This window comes from Novacetimonas maltaceti (assembly GCF_002906255.1).
Taxonomy (GTDB): Bacteria; Pseudomonadota; Alphaproteobacteria; order Acetobacterales; family Acetobacteraceae; genus Novacetimonas; species Novacetimonas maltaceti.
Window position 1 is genome coordinate 28865 of the sequence record NZ_POTC01000020.1, and the last position, 18368, is coordinate 47232.

Consider the following 18368-nt stretch of genomic DNA (forward strand, 5'->3'; position numbering starts at 1 on the left):
GCAGCCCCCGGGAATCCTTCGCGCCTCATTCACCATTGCGCACGACAACGCCCCCCTTGGCAACAAAACGCACGGCATGCAGGGTGCTGATATCGCGCGTCGGGTCCCCCGCGACCGCGACCAGATCGGCCAGAAGGCCGGGCCGGATCGCGCCCAGACGGTCGTCGATATGGAAGATCCGCGCATTGCCCGATGTCGCGGCCTGCAGGACGGCGGCAGGGGGCATTCCTGCGGCGGCCATGGCCTCAAGCTCCCGGGCGTTGGTGCCATGGGCGAAAACGCCGACATCGCCCCCGACACACAGGGTCACGCCTGCCTTTCGCGCGGCGGCAAAGCTCGCACGGCTGGTCTGGACGGCCTGCGGGGCCGGTTCCTTGCCGTTCCAGCCGCGATAGCGGGCGATGGCTTCCATGGCCGACAGCGTGGGGCACAGCGCCGTGCCGTGGTCGTGCATCAGGCGAAAGACATCCGGCGTGCCTTCCGACCCATGTTCGATGGTATCAACCCCCGCCAGGACGGCACGGCGCATGCCCTCGGCCGAATGCGCATGGGCGGCGACGATCCGGCCCGCCGAATGGGCGGCTTCCACCGCCGCGCGCATTTCCTCCATCAGGAAGGTCGGGCGGCTCGGCTCCCCCGGCCCCCAGTGGTAATCCGCATACAGCTTGACCACATCAGCACCCGCCGCGATCTGCGTGCGTGCCGCACGGACCAGGTCGGGGCCATCGGCCTCCTGCGCGCCCTGCGGAACGGCGACGCCGGGTTCGAACCCTTTGGGTCCGTAGGAACCGGTCGCCACCAGCGCGCGCGTCGCCACCAGCATGCGCGGGCCGGGGATGATGCCCTGCTCGATGGCCTGTTTCAGGCCCACATCGGCATAGCCTGCCCCCTCGGTGCCGAGGTCGCGGACCGTGGTGAAGCCCGCCATCAGCGTCGCCTTTGCCGCGACGGTCGCACGCGCGGTGCGCAGCGCCAGCGGTTCATGCAGGACCTGGTCGTCCCATTTCGTCTCGTTATAGGGATGGAGGAACAGGTGGGAATGTCCCTCGATCAGGCCGGGCATCAGCGTCATGCCCGGCAGGTCGATCACATGTGCGCCAGCAGGCGCGGCGAGCGCCGGGCCGACGGCCGCGATGCGCGTGTCATGGACCAGAACCGACCAGCCTTCGTGGGGGCGGGGATCGATCCCGTCAAAGACCCGCGCGGGGCGGATCAGCAGGTCATCGGCCCACGCCGGAACCGCAAGGAGGCCCAGCAGCGCTAGGCCCAGAAAATATCTTGCCAAACGCATCATGGTCTTTCCCATGCGGGCGGTCTGTCGGTCTTGCATGTCGTTGCGCCTGTGGATAGATTTTTGCCGATGATAGCCCTGCGTCTTCGTGTTGCAACCTCCCGCATGCTCTTTGTCTCGGCCCTGTGCGCGGGGATCAGTCCGTGCGCGCACGCCGCGCCACCGGATGAGGCCACCCGCCTGCGGCATGAGGCCGGCCGGGTGACGATCACCCGCGATGACTGGGGCATTGCCCATGTGCGCGGGCATACGGATGCGGACGCCGTTTTCGGCGCGAGCTATGCGCAGGCGGAGGATGACTTCAACCGGGTGGAGACGAATTACCTCGTCTCGCTCGGTCGCCTTGCGGAGGCGGAGGGCGAAAGCGCGCTGTGGCAGGACCTGCGCATGCGGATGTTTGTCGATCCGGTGCGCCTGCAGGTGGATTATGCCGCATCGCCGCGGTGGCTGAAGCGCCTGATGGAGGCGTGGGCCGATGGCCTCAACTGGTATCTGCGGACACATCCGCAGGTGAAACCGCGCGCCATTGCCCATTTCGAGCCATGGATGGCGCTCAGCTTTACCGAGGGCAGCATCGGTGGCGATGTGGAACGCATCTCGCTGACGCAGCTTCAGGCATTCTATGAAAAACGCCCTGTCGCGCCGAGTGCTGAAGAACGGGGCGCAAAACCGCGCGAACCCAAAGGCTCCAACGGGATCGCGATTGCGCCGTCCCGTACGGCCGATGGTCATGCGCTGCTGCTGATCAACCCGCATACCAGCTTCTTTTTCCGCTCCGAACTGCAGATGACCAGTGACCAGGGGCTTGATGCCTATGGCGCGGTCACATGGGGACAGTTCTTCATCTACCAGGGGTTCAACCCGCATGCCGGGTGGATGCATACGTCAAGCGGCGTCGATGTGGTCGATGAGTTTACCGAGACGGTCTCCCGCTGCGGAAACCAGACCTGCTACCGTTATGGGGGAAAGGATGTCCCGGTCGAGACCCGCAGGGTCACGTTGCGGGTGCGCACGCCATCAGGGACACTGGCCGAGCGCGAATTCAGCATCAATGCGACCCGCCATGGACCGATCGTCCGGGCGGACGGGGAGAAATGGGTCAGCACTGCCCTGATGTGGAAACCCATCCCCGCGCTGGAGCAGTCCTTTCTGCGCACCAAGGCGAAGGATTACGCGCATTTCCTGAAAGTCTCAGCACTGCAGGCCAATTCGTCGAACAATACCATCTTCGCCGACCGCAAGGGGGAGATCGCCTACCTGCATCCCCAGTTCGTGCCGCGTCGCGATGACCGTTTCGATTACCGCCATCCCGTCGATGGCAGCGACCCGGCAACCGACTGGCACGGACTGCATGCGCTGTCGGAACTGCCACAGGTGGTCAATCCGTCAAGCGGGTGGGTGATGAACACCAACGACTGGCCCTGGTCCGCCTCTGGCCCCGACAGCCCGAGGCGGGAGGCCTTTCCACGTTACATGGACATGGTGGGCGAAAACCCGCGCGGCATCCATGCAGCACGCCTCCTGAGCGAGGGACGGGATTTCACCGCGCGCTCCCTGATGGCTGCGGCCTATGACCCGTGGCTGCCGGAATTTGGCGTGCTGGTGCCGCAACTCGTCTCCGCATGGGAACGGCTGCCTGCCGGGTCGCGGCAGAAAGCGCGGCTGGCGGGGCCGGTGGCATTGCTGCGGAACTGGGATGACCGGTGGTCGGCGCAGTCCACGGCGACATCACTGGCGGTGTTCTGGGGGGATGGACTGCTGGAACGGGTGCGTCCGCTGGCGAAGGCGGAGGGTGGATCGCTCTATGATTACCTGAGCACGCGGGTCAGTGACGGGGAACGTCTGGACCGGCTGGAGGATGCGGTAAACCGTCTGGTACATGATTTCGGCAGATGGCAGGTGCCATGGGGCACGATCAACCGGTTCCAGCGCATCAATGGCGACCTGACACAGTCCTTCAGTGATGCGAAGCCAAGCATTCCCGTCCCGTTCACGTCCGCCATATGGGGATCGCTCGCCTCCTTCGGGGCGAAACGCCATCCGGGGACGAAACGCTATTACGGCACAAGCGGCAACAGCTTTGTCGCCGTGGTGGAATTCGGCAGGAAACTCCGTGCCTGGGCGGTCTCCACCGGGGGGGAAAGCAGCGATCCGGCCTCCCGGCATTTCACCGACCAGGCCCAGCGATATAGCGACGGGAACCTGCGCGAAGTCTATTTCTACCCCGAACAGTTGCTGGGCCATGTGGAGCGGCGTTACGCGCCCGGCGATTGAGGGGATGCGTTCCCATCAAGGGGGACAAGTTTCCAGACGGTTTCCGCAGCCGGGCAGGCCCCTTTCAGGCCGCCGGGAATGTCGTGCCTTTCCATGCGGGTCAGCATGAATTGTCGCCCATAATGCTGCCGGACCTCGGCCTCGTCCACGCTGAATGGCGGCCCTGCCCGGCATGACTGGTCATATTCCACACAGACCAGCAACTGGGGGGCCGCGTTTGTGATGGAAACCAGGTGCGTGGCGTAACGTGACCTTGCAGCGGCAGGCAGCGCGATCAGGGCCGCACGGTCGTAAACTGTATCGACATGACCAAGGTCATGGCGGGTCAGGTCAAAGACGTTGCCGACAAAGATGCACAGTTTCCCGGCCTCGAAACGCTGAAGCGTGCCTGTCGCCGTGACGCGCGGCGACAGGCCGAGTGCGGCAAACAGCTGCCCGACCGCAATCGGGCTCAGTTCAATACCGCAGACCTGATGGCCCTGTGACAGCAGCCAGTGGATATCAAGGGTTTTTCCGCACAGGGGCACGAAGATGCGCCCACTGGCCGGAAGGTGCATCTGCGCGAAATTGCGCAGGAGGAACGCATTGGGCTGCGGTTCATGAAAACCGATTTCATTACGCTGCCACTTCTCATGCCAGAAGGCATCATCCACGATTTTTTCTTTCATGCGCACATTCTATACGGCGCGGGCATGGCAGTCACGGGATTGAGAACGCCAGAGCGGCACGGGCAGTACATCCTTCTGTCGGTATGGCGTCGGGGTGGCAGAAGTGCCCATGGCCACGGATGGAAAACACCGCAGTCCCGTGCTTGCCGGACGGTTGCAAACCGGCTAAAAATGATATTAAGAATAAATTGCAATTTGTTACCCCAAGGTGACATCGTGCGCAGAATGGTCAGGGCGCGGAAACAGTGGATGTTTTGAAACAGACGGGCTCGGTTGCGGCCCTGTATGCCACGCATCAACGCGCATTGCTGAAATACGCCAGCGGTCTCGTCCGTGATCGCGCCCAGGCAGAGGACATCGTGCAGGAAGCATGGCTGCGCTTTGCCCGGATTGTCGCGGACGCGCGGCCGAGCGATCCCCTGCGCTATCTCTACAGCATCGTGCGCAATCTCGCGATTGACCATCTCCGCCAGAAAATCCGCGAAAAAGGGGTGCTCGATCCCGGCCCGTTCGAGACGGCTGCCGAAGCTGCGACGGACGGCAGGGCGCCGCCGGATCTGGCCATGCGTGACAGGCACGCGGTCGAAGCCGTCAGGAAGGTCATGGCGGAAATGCCTGAACAGATGCGCGTCGCCTTTGAGATGCACCGCTTTGATGGCTACAGGCTGCGTGAGATCGCAGCCCATCTGCATATCTCGGTCTCGATGGCGCACGTGCTGGTGTCGGAGGCAGTGGATCGCTGTCGGCGGCATGTCGAATGGCCGTAAGAAAATGGCCTCCCGGTCTGGAAAAAATATCCCGGTTTCCGTCAAAGACAATGGAAGAACATCACATGCCGCCGTGCGGATGTATGTTTCGTGGATTGATCTCAAGGGACCGTAATGGCGACGCAATCTGATCCGATCCGTGAGCGCGCCCTGAAAGACGCGACGGACTGGCTGATCCTGCTTCAGGAGCAGTCGGACGATCCCGTGACCCGGCAACGATTCCACGACTGGCGTGCGGCCTCGCCCCTGCATGAGGAAGCCTGGCTGCGTACTGAAAAGACCATGGAGGTCGTGGCGCAACTGCGCCCCGGCGCGGCCCGCGAACGGCGGCGGGGGGCTGAGGATGTTTCTTCCACCCCGGCTATCCGCACGCTTCCCATCCGGCAGCGTGCACATGGGGGGCGGCCGCGGCGCTGGGCCATGGCTGGTGTTACGGGACTGGCGGCCTGTCTTGCCCTGATGTTCGTTGCACCGGATGTGGCGTTGCGCCTGCGTGCCGACCGGATCACGGGCACGGGGCAGCATATCGCCGTTCCGCTGGCCGATGGCAGCACCATGACGCTCGGCCCGTCGAGTGCGATGGCCTTCGATGGCGATCAGCGCCATATCATCCTGCTCAGGGGGGAGGCATTATTTTCCGTCACGCATGATGAACGCCATCCATTCGTGGTGAAAACAGGCGCGTTCCGGACGGAAGACATCGGCACCGTGTTTGACGTGCGCCGTGACGGGGAGGGTGTTGTCGTCGCCGTGCAGTCCGGCCGGGTCCGCGTCCATGGCGGGGCCCTGCCGGGCACCGGGCAGGAACTGGGGGAGGGGCAGGCACTGGCCGCGAACCCGGCGGTCTGGGGCACGCGCAACGGACCGCCCGAACAGGTTGGCGCATGGGCGGACGGGGTGTTGGTGGCGAACGATGAACCGATGGGCGAGGTCATCGCCCGGCTTCGCCCGTGGCTGCCGGGGAAGGTCGTCGTCTCGTCCCGCCTTGCGGCACAGCCTGTTTCCGGCGTTTACAGCCTTGCCGATCCTTCCGCCACGCTGGAGGTCATCGCCCGCGCGCGTCAGGCGCATGTCCGCCGGATCGGCCCGTGGTTTGCCGCGATCTATTGACTGCAGCACTCCCGGCTCCCTGCAGGTTCTCCGCATTGTCTCCTGCGCCATGCGGAACAGGGGCGCGATCCGTGGAAGGTCTGGCGGACAGCAGTGATGGCCGGATGCCCCTGCAACATCCGGTCCCGGGCCGGCCGCCAGCCATGACCGTGCGCCTGTTGCAGGGGGGGGGCGTGGTGTGGGGAAAACCTTACCAGCGATAGCCGATCGTGCCGAAGACGCGCCGAAGCTGCCCCCATCCGCAACTGGTGCCGGAGGTGCATTCGACGACATATTCCTTGTTAAAGGCGTTCACGAGGCTCACACGGAAATTGACGCCCTTGAGGGTGCTGCTCAGCTTGCCGAAATCGTAATCAGCACCGCCGTCAAACACTGTGTAGCCGGGAACATGAAAGGAATTGGCCATGTCCCCCTGCGTGAAGCCGACGTAACGCATGCCCGCGTTGAAGGAGAGACCCTGCAGGATACCCCGGGGGAATTTGTAATCCACCAGCAGGCTGACCGTGTTGCGTGGCAGTTCCGTCGGTGATTTCCCCTGCGTGGAGACCAGATTTCCCGCCAGGTTCTTGCTCGTCAGGTTGGAGCGCGAATTTTCGGGATACATATAGCTGTAGGTGGCGCTCAGATTAAGACCTTCGGCGATATTCACGTTCGCGGAAAGATCGACGCCACGGACGCGGACCTGCCCGATCTGGAGCGAGAAATTCTGGTGATACGGATCATTGACCAGCACATTGTCCTCGCGCAGGTCATAGGCGGCGGCGGTAAAGAGCATTTTCGAACCGGGGGGCTGGTATTTCAGCCCGACCTCCCACTGCTTCCCGACCAGAGGCGCTGCCTGCCCCGCGCCGTAGATGTTGCCCGATTGCGGGTTGAACGACGTGGCGTAGCTGAAATAGGGAGCAAGGCCGAAACCGAACTGGTAGGATGCCCCGGCATGCCAGGTGAAGGCGCGCTGGAACTTATTGTACCAGTTGTCCCAGTCCTCGCGCCCCGCCAGCATGACGTTAAGCCCCTTCCACTGAAGCTGTTCCTGAAAATAGATGCCGTTCTGATTCAGGTAGTCGTCTTCCGATCCCCATTTCCCGCCTGATGCGGCCATCAGGTTTTTCATGTTGTACTGGTAATAGACCGGCGCCAGCAGGTTCAGGCTTGGCGCGGAAAAATCGAACATCCATTTGCCCCACGCCCGCTGCAGGCGGTAATCGACGCCCACCAGTACCGTATGCTTGACGGGGCCGGTTGAAAAATCGCCTTGCAGATGGGTGTCCAGCAGTACGGAATAGCCATGGTTGGCATAGGCCATGGCGTAACGTTCCATCTCCGACGTTCCGTTGACCAGTCCATCGCTGAAAAGGTCGGTGAAATACCAGTCATCGTGCTCGTAGCGGAAATTCTGGCTGAATTGCAGATGTTTGTTGAACTTATGCGAAAATATGTATTCGAACATATAACTTGTATCGCGTGAGGTATCGAAGCCCGGGTCCCCGGCATTGAGGCTGGGGGAGTATCTCACATACTGTTTTGGAAAGATGGATCCCAATGCCGGCGCGGCGGAGGACTGGTTCATCATCGGCGTGTAATTATACTGCCCGATCAATGTCAGTTCGGTCTTGCTGTCGATTTTCCATGTTATGGCAGGCTGCACGATCAGTCGTTTATATTTGTTATACCTGACCTGATCGTCCTGCGTGTCGCCCATGGCGACGATACGGTAGAGAAGATTGCCCTGTTTGGTCATCGGCCCGCTGCTGTCGAACTGTCCCTGGTAACGTCCGTAACTGCCGAAACCTATATTGACCTGATGCTGCGCCTTTTCGGTCGGTCGCTTCAGGCCGACATTGATGATGCCGCCCGGCGCGGCCGAGCCATACATGACCGAGGCCGGTCCGCTGAGCGCCTCGATACGGTCCATCATGAAGGGTTCGGCGATGGACGGGTCGACGCCGGTCATCAGGCCATCGACAAAGGTATCCGACTGGAAACCGCGCTGGTAAATATCGTGCGTGTTCGCCCATGGCGTGCCGCCACCATCAACCGGGTCGGAAATACCGGGGGCATAGCGCAGGGCTTCGTCGATCGTCAGTGGCTGGAGATCGTCCATCTGCTGGCGGTTGATGACATAGATCGACTGCGGCGTCTTGACGATCGGCGTATCGGTCTTGGTGCCGGCGGTCGAGCGCGCGACAAAAAAACCTTCGCCGGGACCATAGGGGGCCTGCGGGTCGGACGCGGGTGTCGCGGCGACGGTGCCCCCCACGCGCACGGGGCCAAGGGTGATGCTGGCGGCACCGGGAGCGGGAATGATCTGGAAAGCCTTTTCTCCCACAGGCTGATATGACAGTCCACTGCCCTGCAGCAGGCGGGCGAGTGCGTCGCTGGAGGTAAACTGTCCGTGCAGGCCGGCGGTCGTTTTCCCACGCAGGAGTTCGCCCGGTGCGGTCACCGCAAGGCCGGATTGTTTTCCAAAACCCAGCAGGGCGGAAACAAGGGACTGTGCCGGGATATCATAAGTATGGGTCGCCTGGGCGGCATTTCGCGTGACGGTGGCCGCTGTCGATTGCGCGCGGGCGGGATCGGACAGTGCGAGTGCAATCAGGGCCGTGCCGGTCAGGACGAAGGGCGCGCGGGACGGACGCAACGGGCGGTGGGAGGCGCAGGCGGATGTATCGTGAACACCGTGCGGCAGGTTCCTGCGCGCAGGCTGGTGGAACCGGATCAGGGGGTATGTGTCCCCTTGCGGGACCGTGCCCTGCGACGGGCCGGACGCGTGCCGGTCATCGGCCCCGTCAGCCAGAACTCCGGTGTTGCATATGTGCCGAGCGTGCGCGCGGCGTTCGGTCCCTGACGTCACCCTGTGGTTCTCCATCGTGTCTGTTGTGGGACCTGTGCTTCGCCTCAACCCATAAGTTGAGAATGAATTGCATTCGTATCCCTCTATCCCGGTTGACGTTGCGGCGGGATTTTTTCCAATCGATTTTCCCCTGTTGTCTTTTTTATGAGGCGTCGGGGGTGCTGTGGTCCGGGCGTCACAGTGACGGGGAAGGGGAGGGGGCGGCATCGGGTCATGGGGTGGCATGATCCGGTGCTCCGTTTTTTGTGTCCGGGCACCATCGTCGTCCGGCCATAAAATTCCGTGCCGTCATTAGAAAAAGAAACAGTCCGGTCGTCATAGACAACAGAAGAGGCTTTTTGAGGCGAACCGCCTGCGTCCGGGGATCCGGCATGGGGTGGAGGCCGATGGACCAGCACCCCATGGAGGCAGGGATGAAAAGATGGAACCCGGCGAGACGTGCGTCATTTAGTTGCGAACGAGAATTACCCACATTTCCGAACTGTCTGGAAACATGACCGTCCCCACCCTTCGCCGCTGGTTTGTGGTCCATAAATGGACAAGCCTGGCCTGCACGCTGTTCCTGCTGATCGTATGCGCGACCGGCCTGCCCATGCTGTTTTCCGAACAGATATGGGACACGTTCGTTGGCGACGATGATCCGCCCTATGAAGTCCTGCCGCCGGGCACGCCGAACGCCAGCCTTGATGTGATGGTGGAGAAGGCGAGGGCACTTTATCCGGGGCAGATCGTCACCAGTGTCAGTCCCGATGATGACGAACCGGCCGTGCTGGTCTCCATGGCGCCAAGCTGGCAGGCGCTGAAGGAGGACGAGAATTATCCCGACCGTCATTCCGGCCACTGGATCAAGTTCGACGCCCGCACGGCAAAGGTGCTGAAGCAGTCACGCCCCCCCGATGCCCCGAAAGAGCCGCGGACATGGACGGCCCTCATCATGGGGACCTGCACGCGGCTGCACATGAACCTGTTTGCGGGCCTTTCCGGCGCGCTGTTCATGGGGGCGATGGGGGCGGTATTCGTCGCCTCCCTGGTATCCGGTACAGTGCTGTATGGCCGGTTCATGAAGCGGGTGCCATTCGGCGCGGTCCGGCGGGATCGCGCCTCGCGCCTGGCATGGCTGGACCTGCACAACCTGCTGGGGGCCGTGACACTGGTCTGGGCGATGGTGGTGGGGTTTACAGGGATGGTCAACGAACTCCAGACGCCACTGTTCGGCCTGTGGCGCGTGACCGATGTGCGGCAGATCCTGCGTCCCTATGCCAGCCTGCCCGTTGTCCCGCAGGATCATCTGTCATCCGTGCAGGCCGCGTTTGAAACGGCAGCAAAAGCCGCGCCCGGCAATGAAGTGACCGGCCTGTCCTTCCCCGGCGCGTCCTTTGGCAGTCCGGTCCATTACGTTTTGTGGACCCGTGGAAATACACCGCTGCGGGCGCGCCTGTTCACCCTGGTGCTGGTCGATGCCCGTACGGGCGAACTGACCGGGGCGTATCCGATGCCGTGGTACCTGCGCTTCCTTGAAATCTCCCGCCCGCTGCACTTCGGGGATTATGGCGGCATGCCGTTGCGTATCCTGTGGGCGCTGCTCGATATGGTGGTGATCTTCGTGCTGGTCAGCGGACTGGTGCTGTGGGCGGGCAAGCGGAAAATCGCCACCGATGCCCGACTGCGCGCGCTGGGTTACGAACTCGACGATACGGGCGGCGTGCCTCCTTGGGCGGAGGGCGCGCGATGAACGCCTTTTCTCAACACGCGGCACTACGTTCCTCCGTTGCCGTCTGGCCGTGGCCGATCGCCCTCGGCCTGCTCACCGCTTTCGGCCTGCTGTCCGCCCTGCTGGGGCAGCACGGCATCTGGCTGGCTTTCTCATGGGCCGCCCTTTCCATTCCCCTCATCGTGACGCTCGCCTGCCTGATCCGGGCGTGGCGTCGCAATCCGTCAGTCAAGGGAGGTCAGTCATGACCCCGATTTCGTTCTCTCCGTGGGAGATGTTCCTCAATGCAGGTCCCGTGGTCCGCTGTGTGATGACCTTGCTGGCCGCAGCCTCGCTGCTGACATGGACCATCTTCATCGCCAAGTCGGTGGAACTGCTGCGCGTGCGGCTTAAACTCCACAAGGCCGAAAAAGCGCTGGAAGACGCCAATACGCTGGACCTTGGGGAGGAATGGACACGGGGCAACTCATCCATTGCCCACACGCTGGTCATGGCCGCCGAGACCGAACGCACGCGTTCCGCCGACATTCCCGACGATAGCGAGGGTCTGAAGGAACGGATCGTCCTGCACCTTGAACGGCTGGAAGCAGCCGAGGGACGCAGGCTTCTGCGTGGCACCGGCGTGCTGGCCACCATCGGGGCCACGTCTCCCTTCATCGGCCTGTTCGGCACGGTCTGGGGGATCATGACGTCGTTCACCGGTATCGCCGCCAGCAAGGCGACCAGCCTTGCCGTGGTCGCCCCCGGCATTGCCGAGGCCCTGCTGGCAACCGCTCTCGGTCTGGTGGCCGCCATCCCGGCGGTGGTGATCTACAACCATCTCGCCCGCCAGACGGCGTCGTGCCGCGCGCAGGTGGCCGACCTGACCGCACTGGTGATGCGTCTGGTGTCGCGCGATCTGGGCCGCACGCAGATGCTCATGACGCAGGGCAACATCGTACGCCTTGGTCCGCAGGCGCGGGATGTCCGCACGATGGCCGGGGAGTGATCCGCCATGATCCGCATGCGCCACACCGATGAAAGCCCGCATGAGGCCAGCGAGATCAATGTCACCCCCTTCATCGACGTGATGCTGGTGCTGCTGGTGATCTTCATGGTCACAGCGCCGCTGACCACGGTGAACGTGCCGGTGGACCTGCCGTCCTCGACCGAAAAACCCGCGCCCCGGCCGGATGATCCGGTGTTCCTGACGGTAAAGGCCGATCATGGTCTGGCGCTGGGTGAAGACGACATCACCATGGATGGTCTGGCGGGCGCTCTGGAGAGTGCCACCAAGGGCAACAGGGACGAACGGATTTTTCTGCGTGCCGACAAAACGGTCGATTACGGTACGCTGATGGGGGTTATGGATAAGCTGCGTTCAGCAGGCTACCTCAAGGTGGCGCTGGTCAACCTGCAGGGGCAGGAGGAAGGCAAGGAAGCGGGCACGGCCGTGGTACCGACCGGTAATGCGCCTTCGGGAGGTCATCCTGCGGTCGCTCCTGCTGCGGGAGGTACGCCATGAGCAGCACGACGGACATGGCGCGGATGGCGGATGTTTCCGTGCCATCGTCCTTTGCCGAATGGCAGAGGCGACAGGTCCGTCTGGCCCGACGCCATGATGCGCTGCGCTGGGGCCTGTCCTTCCTTGCCGTGCTGGCGGTCAGCGGCGGGGCGGTCTGGTGGGTCATGCGCCTGCCGCCGCCAGCCATGGCCGTGCCCGAACCGCCACCTGCGGCGATCGCCATCGACATGGCCCCGGAACCGGTCTCCACACCGACCCCGCCGACCGACGCGCCCATCGGCCCGAAGCAGACCCAGTCCATTCCCGATCCGGCCCCGGTCGAGCCACCGAAGATCATGGCCCCGCCATCGCCCGCGTCCAATCCACCAGTCCCGGTGCCAAAACCCGAAAAGCCGCGCAAGATCGTCAAGAAGAGCAAGCCGGTCCCGCAAATCAGAAAGCCCATACCGGACAGGACGCCACCGGCCGAGGCCACGACCGCACCGCCGTCCTCGGAAGCGCCCCCGGCCCCCACGCAGGCTGCACCCGCACCCGGTTCGTCATCGGCCCATGCGTCACATGACCCGGTCACCTGGCAGGGGGCGCTGCTTGCGCAACTGGAGAAGTTCAAGCGCTACCCATCTGACGCCATGAGCGACCATCAGGAAGGCGTGCCCACCGTAACCTTCTCCATGGACCGCAAGGGCCATGTGCTCTCGGTCACACTCGCCAGCAGTTCCGGCCATGCACTGCTGGACCGGGAAGCCATGGCGCTCCCCAAACGTGCCCAGCCTCTGCCCGTTCCACCGGACAGTGTCGCCGGGGATCCCATTACGCTGACCGTGCCGGTCGAATTCTACATCCATGCCGACAGGAACTGAGGTTTCTGGCCATTCCCTTGCCCCGATCGTGACAGGATCATCGCCATGCCCGCCTTCGCCGAACACCGCCGCTCCCCGCCCGTGCTGAAACAGATCCGTCCCGGCATGGAGGCCAGCCGAAATGCGGTGCGGAAGCTGGAAGGGCGCTGCCGGGAGGCAGGCGTGAAGATGACCGACCTGCGTCGGGTAATGCTGCATGGTATCCTCGCAGCGGGAGCAGGGGCTACGGCCATCGGGATCTGGAAAACCCTTGGCCTCATGACCGATGGCCATCCGCCCAGCCTGGGCTCGATCCAGCGCAACCTGAACCTGCTGGTCGCCCGCGATATCCTGTGCCGCGACGTTGCGCCCGACCGCCTGTGGCATTACAGCATCGCGCCGGAGCGCAGGGGCAGGCTGGCCGTTACTTTCGTTGAGGCAGGAACGGGGCGGAAGATACGCTGCCGGATGCCGGAAGTGGCCGCCCTGCTGCGACGTGTCGCGGCTGAACACGGGTTGGCCGTGCAGGCCGCCGCCATCACCGTGACGTCGGGGACCGGGCGTTGACGGTATGGGCCCGACGGCTCAGGCCAGTCGTGTGCGAAATGGATCAGTCATCTTCCGGATCCGCAGCGTGAAGGAAGCGCTGTGCGATCGGAAGGGGATGGGAAACACGAAGAAAGCTGAGGTCTGTACGGATGCGCGGGAAAAGCGCGACAGTACTTCCCCCTGCATGGCCACGTCTTGCCGCCTCGGGGCAGTTTGGTATGAAGGACAGGATGGCTTCAGCAACGTGCGTTCATGGTGTCTGCTGGCTGTGCGGGGTTTCTTCCAATGTTTCGACGTTCTGTTTTCCTCCCGCTCCTCCTGACAACCGGACTGGCGGTCAACGCATCGGCGGCCATGGCCTCCGGGACGTCTTCAGCCATTGCCGTTCCCACCATTATCCTCGATACCCGGGGGGCTTCGGAATGGGTGCGTTGCATGCGCGCCGCCAAAACCGACATTGCCCGATGCAACGCCCGAAGTGCGGCTACGGACGGTGGGAAACTGGCGGAACTGTCAGTTCCCACATTTGGCACCTTGCCCCCGGGCACCGTTACGCAGCCATCGGTCCAGAATGTGCAGGAACTTCTGGACAGCATGAACCACTGGCCCATGTACGATATCGCCCGCGATGTCGGCGCCTATGTCCCGCCCCTGAAAGGTTCCGGCCACATATTGCGCATTTTCGTGGTGGGTAATGGAGCCCCGTTATTCAGTGACATGTATGTCCGTCATTTTTCATGGCGGCACGGCATGCCGTTCCTGAATGAAACGTCAGGCGATCCCGTGATGCTGATTGATGCGCGGCAGGTTGTATCATACGGGAATACCGGCAAGAATGCAGCGGATATTGTAGAAGATGTTCTGCACCATGAAATGTTCCATATCTATTTTTCATGGTATCGCACCACGGATGTCCGGTGGCAGTCCTTCATGAAGGCCATGACGCCGGAAAAACAGCTCCTGCTGGATGTGCAGGATGAAGGCATTGCCCATTATCTGGGGGATCCCGCCTGGAAACGGACCGGCTTTCCCCGTGCGCATGGACAGGCCGCCATGGATACGCTGGGTCAGGTCATCCTTGCTTTCAAGAATGGCACGGTAACGCCGGACATGCTGCAAAAGGCCAATGAGGGACCATTCTGGGAAAAATATGCCGATATTGCCGGGGGACTGTTTGCGACCGGCATCGACCATGTGTTTGGCAAGGCCGCCGTGCGCCAGTCCGTGCAGGACGGCCCTGCCTGCTTCATCCTGAAATATGATGCAGCCACCCGACAGGACCCCGGCCTTTTGCCCCTGACAGACACCATTCGCCAATGGGCGCGTCAGTCACGATGGAGGCTGTGAGGCACAAGGACATGGCAATTCACGCTGACGGGGGTGGCGTGATCGGACGTATCATCGTCACGGGTGGCCGTTTCGCCATATTGCCTTGCCTGCTGGCCTCATGACCATTGTCCTCAATGGGAAAGTCCGGGCAGGACCGCCTTGAGGCCCGCCATGACCATGCCGACGGAAATGGCCAGCAGGATCATCCCCATCAGGCGCGTCGTGATGGTGCGCATCGTCTCGCTCATCACCCTGCCAATTTCCGAGGCGAAGAACAGGGTGACGAACAGGACAAGGAGTATTCCCGCGATAATGCCGCCTATTTCCACATTGTTGGTCAGGGAGCTGCCATGGCCGGTATAGATGATGATGGTCGCAATGGTGCCGGGGCCAATCAGCATGGGAAAGGTGAGGGGATAGAAGGCCAGCCCCGACAGGTTCTGCAACTGGGACTGTTCCTGATGGCTGCCCTGATGGGAGGGGATGTTGCTACCATTGAGCATCGACCATGAAATCTGGGCCAGCACAATGCCACCCGCCACACGGAACTGGTCAATGGTAATGCCGAAGAAACCGATGATCTTCTGTCCCGCCAGCAGGATGACCAGACACATGATGGCTGAATAGACCGTCACCTTGACGGCAAGCGTGCGCTGCTGGGCCACCGAAAACCCTGCTGTCATCGCCAGGAAGACAGGCAGGCTGAGGAAAGGGTTCATGATGGCAAGAAAAGTGCCAAGCGCCTTGACGAGTTCCGTGTGGTCCAATGGTCGGTATCTTTCGTAAGGTGGCGTGTATGTCAGGAAAAATGAAATACGTCATATGGTTATAATTCCCGCCTGCCAACCTTTTTGCCCTGCGTCGGCAGCGGGGAAGGCATGTGCCGCCGTAGCAGGCGCATCAAGTCTCACGTCCTGCCGGGACGGGAAAGTGGGAATACATTCCGATATATCTTGAAGTAAGATATATCGTGAATTATATCGAAGAATATGCAGCCGTGCTGGACGCGGCCGCCCGCGCGATCGAACAGGCCTGAGGGTCCACAGGACGGGGAGGATGGCATGCACGATATGGATGACAGGATCCGGGCGGTTCTCGCTCTCTATCATGCCCGGATGGCGGAGGAACGGCACCGTCCGCGTGAGGAAGCGCCCGGCGGGCGGGATGGCGGTCAGGACCAGCGCATGCGCGCCATCGGGCCGGATACGGGGCGGGTGCTCAATATCCTTGCCCGCAGCCTTGGCCGGGCGACCATTCTCGAACTCGGCACGTCCTTCGGTTATTCCGGGATCTGGCTGGCCGAGGCCGCGCGTGCGACGGGCGGGAAACTGATCACGATGGAACGCCATGCCTACAAGACCGACCATGCGCGGGAAATGGCCGGTAGGGCCGGGCTTGCGGAGTGGATCGACTTTCGTGTCGGTGATGCCGTGGCCATGATCGGGGAACTGACGGAGAATGTGGATTTCGTCTTCGTCGATCTGTGGAAGGATTTGTATGTGCCCTGCCTGGACGCGTTCTACCCCCGCCTCAATCCGGGGGCGATCGTGGTGGCGGATAACATGATCCGGCCCGCGACCGAGGATGTGAAGCAATATGGCCGGGCCATCCGGGCGCGCCCCGGGATGTCCAGCGTCCTGCTGCCCGTAGGGACAGGGATCGAGGTCAGCCGTTTCGAGCCGGAATTGATGTGACGGCGCATCACCTGTTGACTACGACTACCAATATCCGGGGCCGCCGATACCCGTCATGGGGCATCGTGCGGCCTGTTTTGTCATGACGGGAAATCTTCGTGCAGTTTTCTTCCACGGCAGGAACAGCTTCCGCCGCTCGTAACGCACCACGGCTTATGGTGTTCATCGGCCTGATCCTGACCATGGTCATGGGCGCGCTGGACCAGAGCATCGTCTCCACCGCGCTGCCCACCATCGTCAGTGACCTTGGCGGCCTGGCGCACATGTCCTGGGTGGTCACGGCGTTCATGCTGACCTCCACCATCGCGACACCCCTGTATGGGCGGCTGTCCGACATGTTCGGGCGGCGTCCCCTGCTGGCGTTCAGCATCGGTTCGTTCCTGTGTGCCTCGCTCCTGTGCGGGATGGCGCAGGGCATGTGGGAACTGATCCTGTTCCGCGGGTTGCAGGGCGTGGGGGCCGGCGGACTGATGACGCTGTCGCAGACGGTGGTCGGTGACATGGTGACGCCACGGCAGCGCGGCCGTTACCAGGGGCTTTTCACCGGGGCGTTCGCGGTCAGCAGCGTGACGGGACCGTTCCTTGGCGGTGTACTGACCAGTGCGCTTTCATGGCGATGGGTTTTCCTGGTCAACCTTCCGGTCGGGCTGCTGGCGCTGGCGCTGGTCATGTTCAGCCTGCCTGCCCACCGGGCGGAGGCAAGACCCCGCATCGACTATCCCGGCGCTGCGTTGCTGAGCGTCGCAACGGCGGGTTTCCTCCTGCTGTTCAATGCGCTGGGAACCTCGCTGCCATGGACATCGCCGCTCACATTTCTGCTGCTGGGCTTTACCATGGTGCTGTTCGTGCTGTTCATCGGGCAGGAACGCCGTGCGCCAGAACCCCTCATCAACCTTGGCCTGCTGCGCATCGTGGAGTTTTCCGTCTGCGTCGCCGCAACCGGGATAATGTCGTTCGCGATGATGGGGTCGATGATTTTCCTGCCCCTTTATTACCAACTCGTGCTGGGTGAAACACCGGCGGCGTCCGGTCTGATGATGCTGCCACAGGTCGGCACGATGATGGTCAGTTCGGTGCTGGGGGGCTATGTCTCCTCCCGCACGCAGCGTTATGCGCTGCTGCTGGCCATTGGCGTGGGGATCGAATTTTCGTCGCTGACGCTGATCGCGGTGTGCGCCCATCATGGCGCGCCGGCCCTTTTCTTTCTGCTCAGCCTCGGGTGTCTGGGCCTTGGCATGGGGATCGGCATGCCCAATGCGACCGTCATGATCCAGAATGCCGTGCCGTCTGGCGCGCTGGGCATTGCCACGGCCATGATGTCCTTCATCCGCTCGCTTGGGGGCGCGCTTGGCGTGGCGCTGTCGGGTGGCGTAATGGCGCTGACGTTGCAGAACCGGCTTCAGGCCCTGCCGCAAAAGATTGATGTATCAGGGTTTCTGCAAAAAGGTATGGCGGCCATCCAGACGCTGTCCCCCGCCATGCACGCACAGGTGACGCAGGCCTACAAGGGTGCGATCAGCGCCAGCCTGAGCGTCAGCAGCAGCTTCATGTTTCTGGCGTTCATGATGATTGTCGGGTTGATGGTGCGCAAGGCGCGATCCGCGAAATGACGGGGGCCCCAAACCGGCCGCATCCGTGAGGCTGCGGGGACGTCCGCGTGCGCCCATATTGCCCGGATGGTTGACTGACGCAGCGGACCATGTCGCGACATCCCGCCTGCCCGTTGCGTGGGGCGGGGTGCCTGTGGATGGCATTTCCCGTGGGAAGACAGGTCTGGC

16 protein-coding genes are annotated in these 18368 nt (G+C 62.6%); 12 read left to right on the forward strand and 4 right to left on the reverse strand.

Going from position 1 to position 18368, the window contains the following annotated elements; translation table 11 throughout:
* Positions 1-25: 25 nt before the first annotated feature.
* Positions 26-1294, reverse strand: coding sequence for a metal-dependent hydrolase family protein (locus KMAL_RS08745; RefSeq protein WP_239020036.1), 1269 nt, complete (start codon positions 1292-1294; stop codon positions 26-28).
* Between the two features lie 66 nt (positions 1295-1360).
* Here KMAL_RS08745 and KMAL_RS08750 point away from each other — a divergent pair, with 66 nt between their 5' ends.
* A complete protein-coding gene (locus KMAL_RS08750; RefSeq protein WP_110095329.1) occupies positions 1361-3565 on the forward strand; it encodes a penicillin acylase family protein in 2205 nt (734 codons plus the stop codon).
* Here the strand turns inward: KMAL_RS08750 and tmpT are convergent.
* Positions 3547-4233, reverse strand: coding sequence for a thiopurine S-methyltransferase (gene tmpT / locus KMAL_RS08755; protein ID WP_239020037.1), 687 nt, complete (start codon positions 4231-4233; stop codon positions 3547-3549). The genes KMAL_RS08750 and tmpT overlap by 19 nt on opposite strands.
* A 245-nt stretch (positions 4234-4478) precedes the next feature.
* Here tmpT and KMAL_RS08760 point away from each other — a divergent pair, with 245 nt between their 5' ends.
* Complete coding sequence (locus KMAL_RS08760; RefSeq protein ID WP_239020038.1) at positions 4479-5000, forward strand: RNA polymerase sigma factor; 522 nt, start codon at positions 4479-4481, stop codon at positions 4998-5000.
* A gap of 114 nt (positions 5001-5114) precedes the next feature.
* The gene (locus KMAL_RS08765; RefSeq protein ID WP_110095331.1) at positions 5115-6110 is read left to right on the forward strand and encodes a FecR family protein; all 996 of its coding nucleotides are present in this window, start codon (positions 5115-5117) and stop codon (positions 6108-6110) included.
* Positions 6111-6300: 190 nt separating this feature from the next.
* Here KMAL_RS08765 and KMAL_RS08770 read toward each other — a convergent pair whose 3' ends face one another.
* Positions 6301-8964: a TonB-dependent siderophore receptor gene (locus KMAL_RS08770; RefSeq protein WP_167400140.1), complete on the reverse strand. Its 2664-nt coding sequence runs from the start codon at positions 8962-8964 to the stop codon at positions 6301-6303.
* Between the two features lie 493 nt (positions 8965-9457).
* On the opposite strand from KMAL_RS08770, the gene KMAL_RS08775 reads away from it, so the two are divergent.
* From KMAL_RS08775 to KMAL_RS08805, 7 genes are all read left to right on the forward strand, one after another.
* Positions 9458-10696, forward strand: a complete 1239-nt coding sequence (locus KMAL_RS08775) for a PepSY-associated TM helix domain-containing protein (RefSeq protein WP_110095333.1) — start codon at positions 9458-9460, stop codon at positions 10694-10696.
* The gene (locus KMAL_RS08780; RefSeq protein ID WP_110095334.1) at positions 10693-10923 is read left to right on the forward strand and encodes a hypothetical protein; all 231 of its coding nucleotides are present in this window, start codon (positions 10693-10695) and stop codon (positions 10921-10923) included. Before KMAL_RS08775 ends, KMAL_RS08780 begins: the two co-directional genes overlap by 4 nt.
* Complete coding sequence (exbB, locus tag KMAL_RS08785) at positions 10920-11663, forward strand: tonB-system energizer ExbB (RefSeq protein WP_110095335.1); 744 nt, start codon at positions 10920-10922, stop codon at positions 11661-11663. The genes KMAL_RS08780 and exbB overlap by 4 nt, the downstream gene beginning before the upstream one ends.
* 6 nt (positions 11664-11669) lie before the next feature.
* Positions 11670-12179, forward strand: a complete 510-nt coding sequence (gene exbD, locus KMAL_RS08790) for a TonB system transport protein ExbD (RefSeq protein ID WP_110095336.1) — start codon at positions 11670-11672, stop codon at positions 12177-12179.
* Positions 12176-13039, forward strand: coding sequence for an energy transducer TonB family protein (locus tag KMAL_RS08795; protein WP_110095337.1), 864 nt, complete (start codon positions 12176-12178; stop codon positions 13037-13039). Before exbD ends, KMAL_RS08795 begins: the two co-directional genes overlap by 4 nt.
* A 45-nt stretch (positions 13040-13084) precedes the next feature.
* A complete protein-coding gene (locus KMAL_RS08800) occupies positions 13085-13585 on the forward strand; it encodes a Fur family transcriptional regulator (protein WP_110095338.1) in 501 nt (166 codons plus the stop codon).
* Positions 13586-13852: 267 nt separating this feature from the next.
* Positions 13853-14914, forward strand: a complete 1062-nt coding sequence (locus KMAL_RS08805) for a DUF5700 domain-containing putative Zn-dependent protease (RefSeq protein WP_146044185.1) — start codon at positions 13853-13855, stop codon at positions 14912-14914.
* Between the two features lie 113 nt (positions 14915-15027).
* Here KMAL_RS08805 and KMAL_RS08810 read toward each other — a convergent pair whose 3' ends face one another.
* A complete protein-coding gene (locus KMAL_RS08810; protein ID WP_110095340.1) occupies positions 15028-15663 on the reverse strand; it encodes a MarC family protein in 636 nt (211 codons plus the stop codon).
* Positions 15664-15966: 303 nt separating this feature from the next.
* On the opposite strand from KMAL_RS08810, the gene KMAL_RS08815 reads away from it, so the two are divergent.
* Together KMAL_RS08815 and KMAL_RS08820 are read left to right on the forward strand one after the other, a co-directional pair.
* A complete protein-coding gene (locus tag KMAL_RS08815; RefSeq protein WP_110095356.1) occupies positions 15967-16590 on the forward strand; it encodes an O-methyltransferase in 624 nt (207 codons plus the stop codon).
* Between the two features lie 98 nt (positions 16591-16688).
* Positions 16689-18200, forward strand: a complete 1512-nt coding sequence (locus tag KMAL_RS08820; protein WP_408887908.1) for an MDR family MFS transporter — start codon at positions 16689-16691, stop codon at positions 18198-18200.
* Positions 18201-18368 lie beyond the last annotated feature (168 nt).

What these genes read in the sequence shown, in the direction of transcription:
- KMAL_RS08795 (WP_110095337.1), top strand. Translation starts at nt 12,176, where the DNA reads ATGAGCAGCACGACGGACATGGCGCGGATGGCGGATGTTTCCGTGCCA.
- KMAL_RS08800 (WP_110095338.1), top strand. Translation starts at nt 13,085, where the DNA reads ATGCCCGCCTTCGCCGAACACCGCCGCTCCCCGCCCGTGCTGAAACAG.
- tmpT (WP_239020037.1), bottom strand. Translation starts at nt 4,233, where the DNA reads ATGAAAGAAAAAATCGTGGATGATGCCTTCTGGCATGAGAAGTGGCAG.
- exbD (WP_110095336.1), top strand. Translation starts at nt 11,670, where the DNA reads ATGATCCGCATGCGCCACACCGATGAAAGCCCGCATGAGGCCAGCGAG.
- KMAL_RS08815 (WP_110095356.1), top strand. Translation starts at nt 15,967, where the DNA reads ATGGATGACAGGATCCGGGCGGTTCTCGCTCTCTATCATGCCCGGATG.
- exbB (WP_110095335.1), top strand. Translation starts at nt 10,920, where the DNA reads ATGACCCCGATTTCGTTCTCTCCGTGGGAGATGTTCCTCAATGCAGGT.
- KMAL_RS08775 (WP_110095333.1), top strand. Translation starts at nt 9,458, where the DNA reads ATGACCGTCCCCACCCTTCGCCGCTGGTTTGTGGTCCATAAATGGACA.
- KMAL_RS08765 (WP_110095331.1), top strand. Translation starts at nt 5,115, where the DNA reads ATGGCGACGCAATCTGATCCGATCCGTGAGCGCGCCCTGAAAGACGCG.
- KMAL_RS08805 (WP_146044185.1), top strand. Translation starts at nt 13,853, where the DNA reads ATGTTTCGACGTTCTGTTTTCCTCCCGCTCCTCCTGACAACCGGACTG.
- KMAL_RS08745 (WP_239020036.1), bottom strand. Translation starts at nt 1,294, where the DNA reads ATGATGCGTTTGGCAAGATATTTTCTGGGCCTAGCGCTGCTGGGCCTC.
- KMAL_RS08750 (WP_110095329.1), top strand. Translation starts at nt 1,361, where the DNA reads ATGATAGCCCTGCGTCTTCGTGTTGCAACCTCCCGCATGCTCTTTGTC.
- KMAL_RS08780 (WP_110095334.1), top strand. Translation starts at nt 10,693, where the DNA reads ATGAACGCCTTTTCTCAACACGCGGCACTACGTTCCTCCGTTGCCGTC.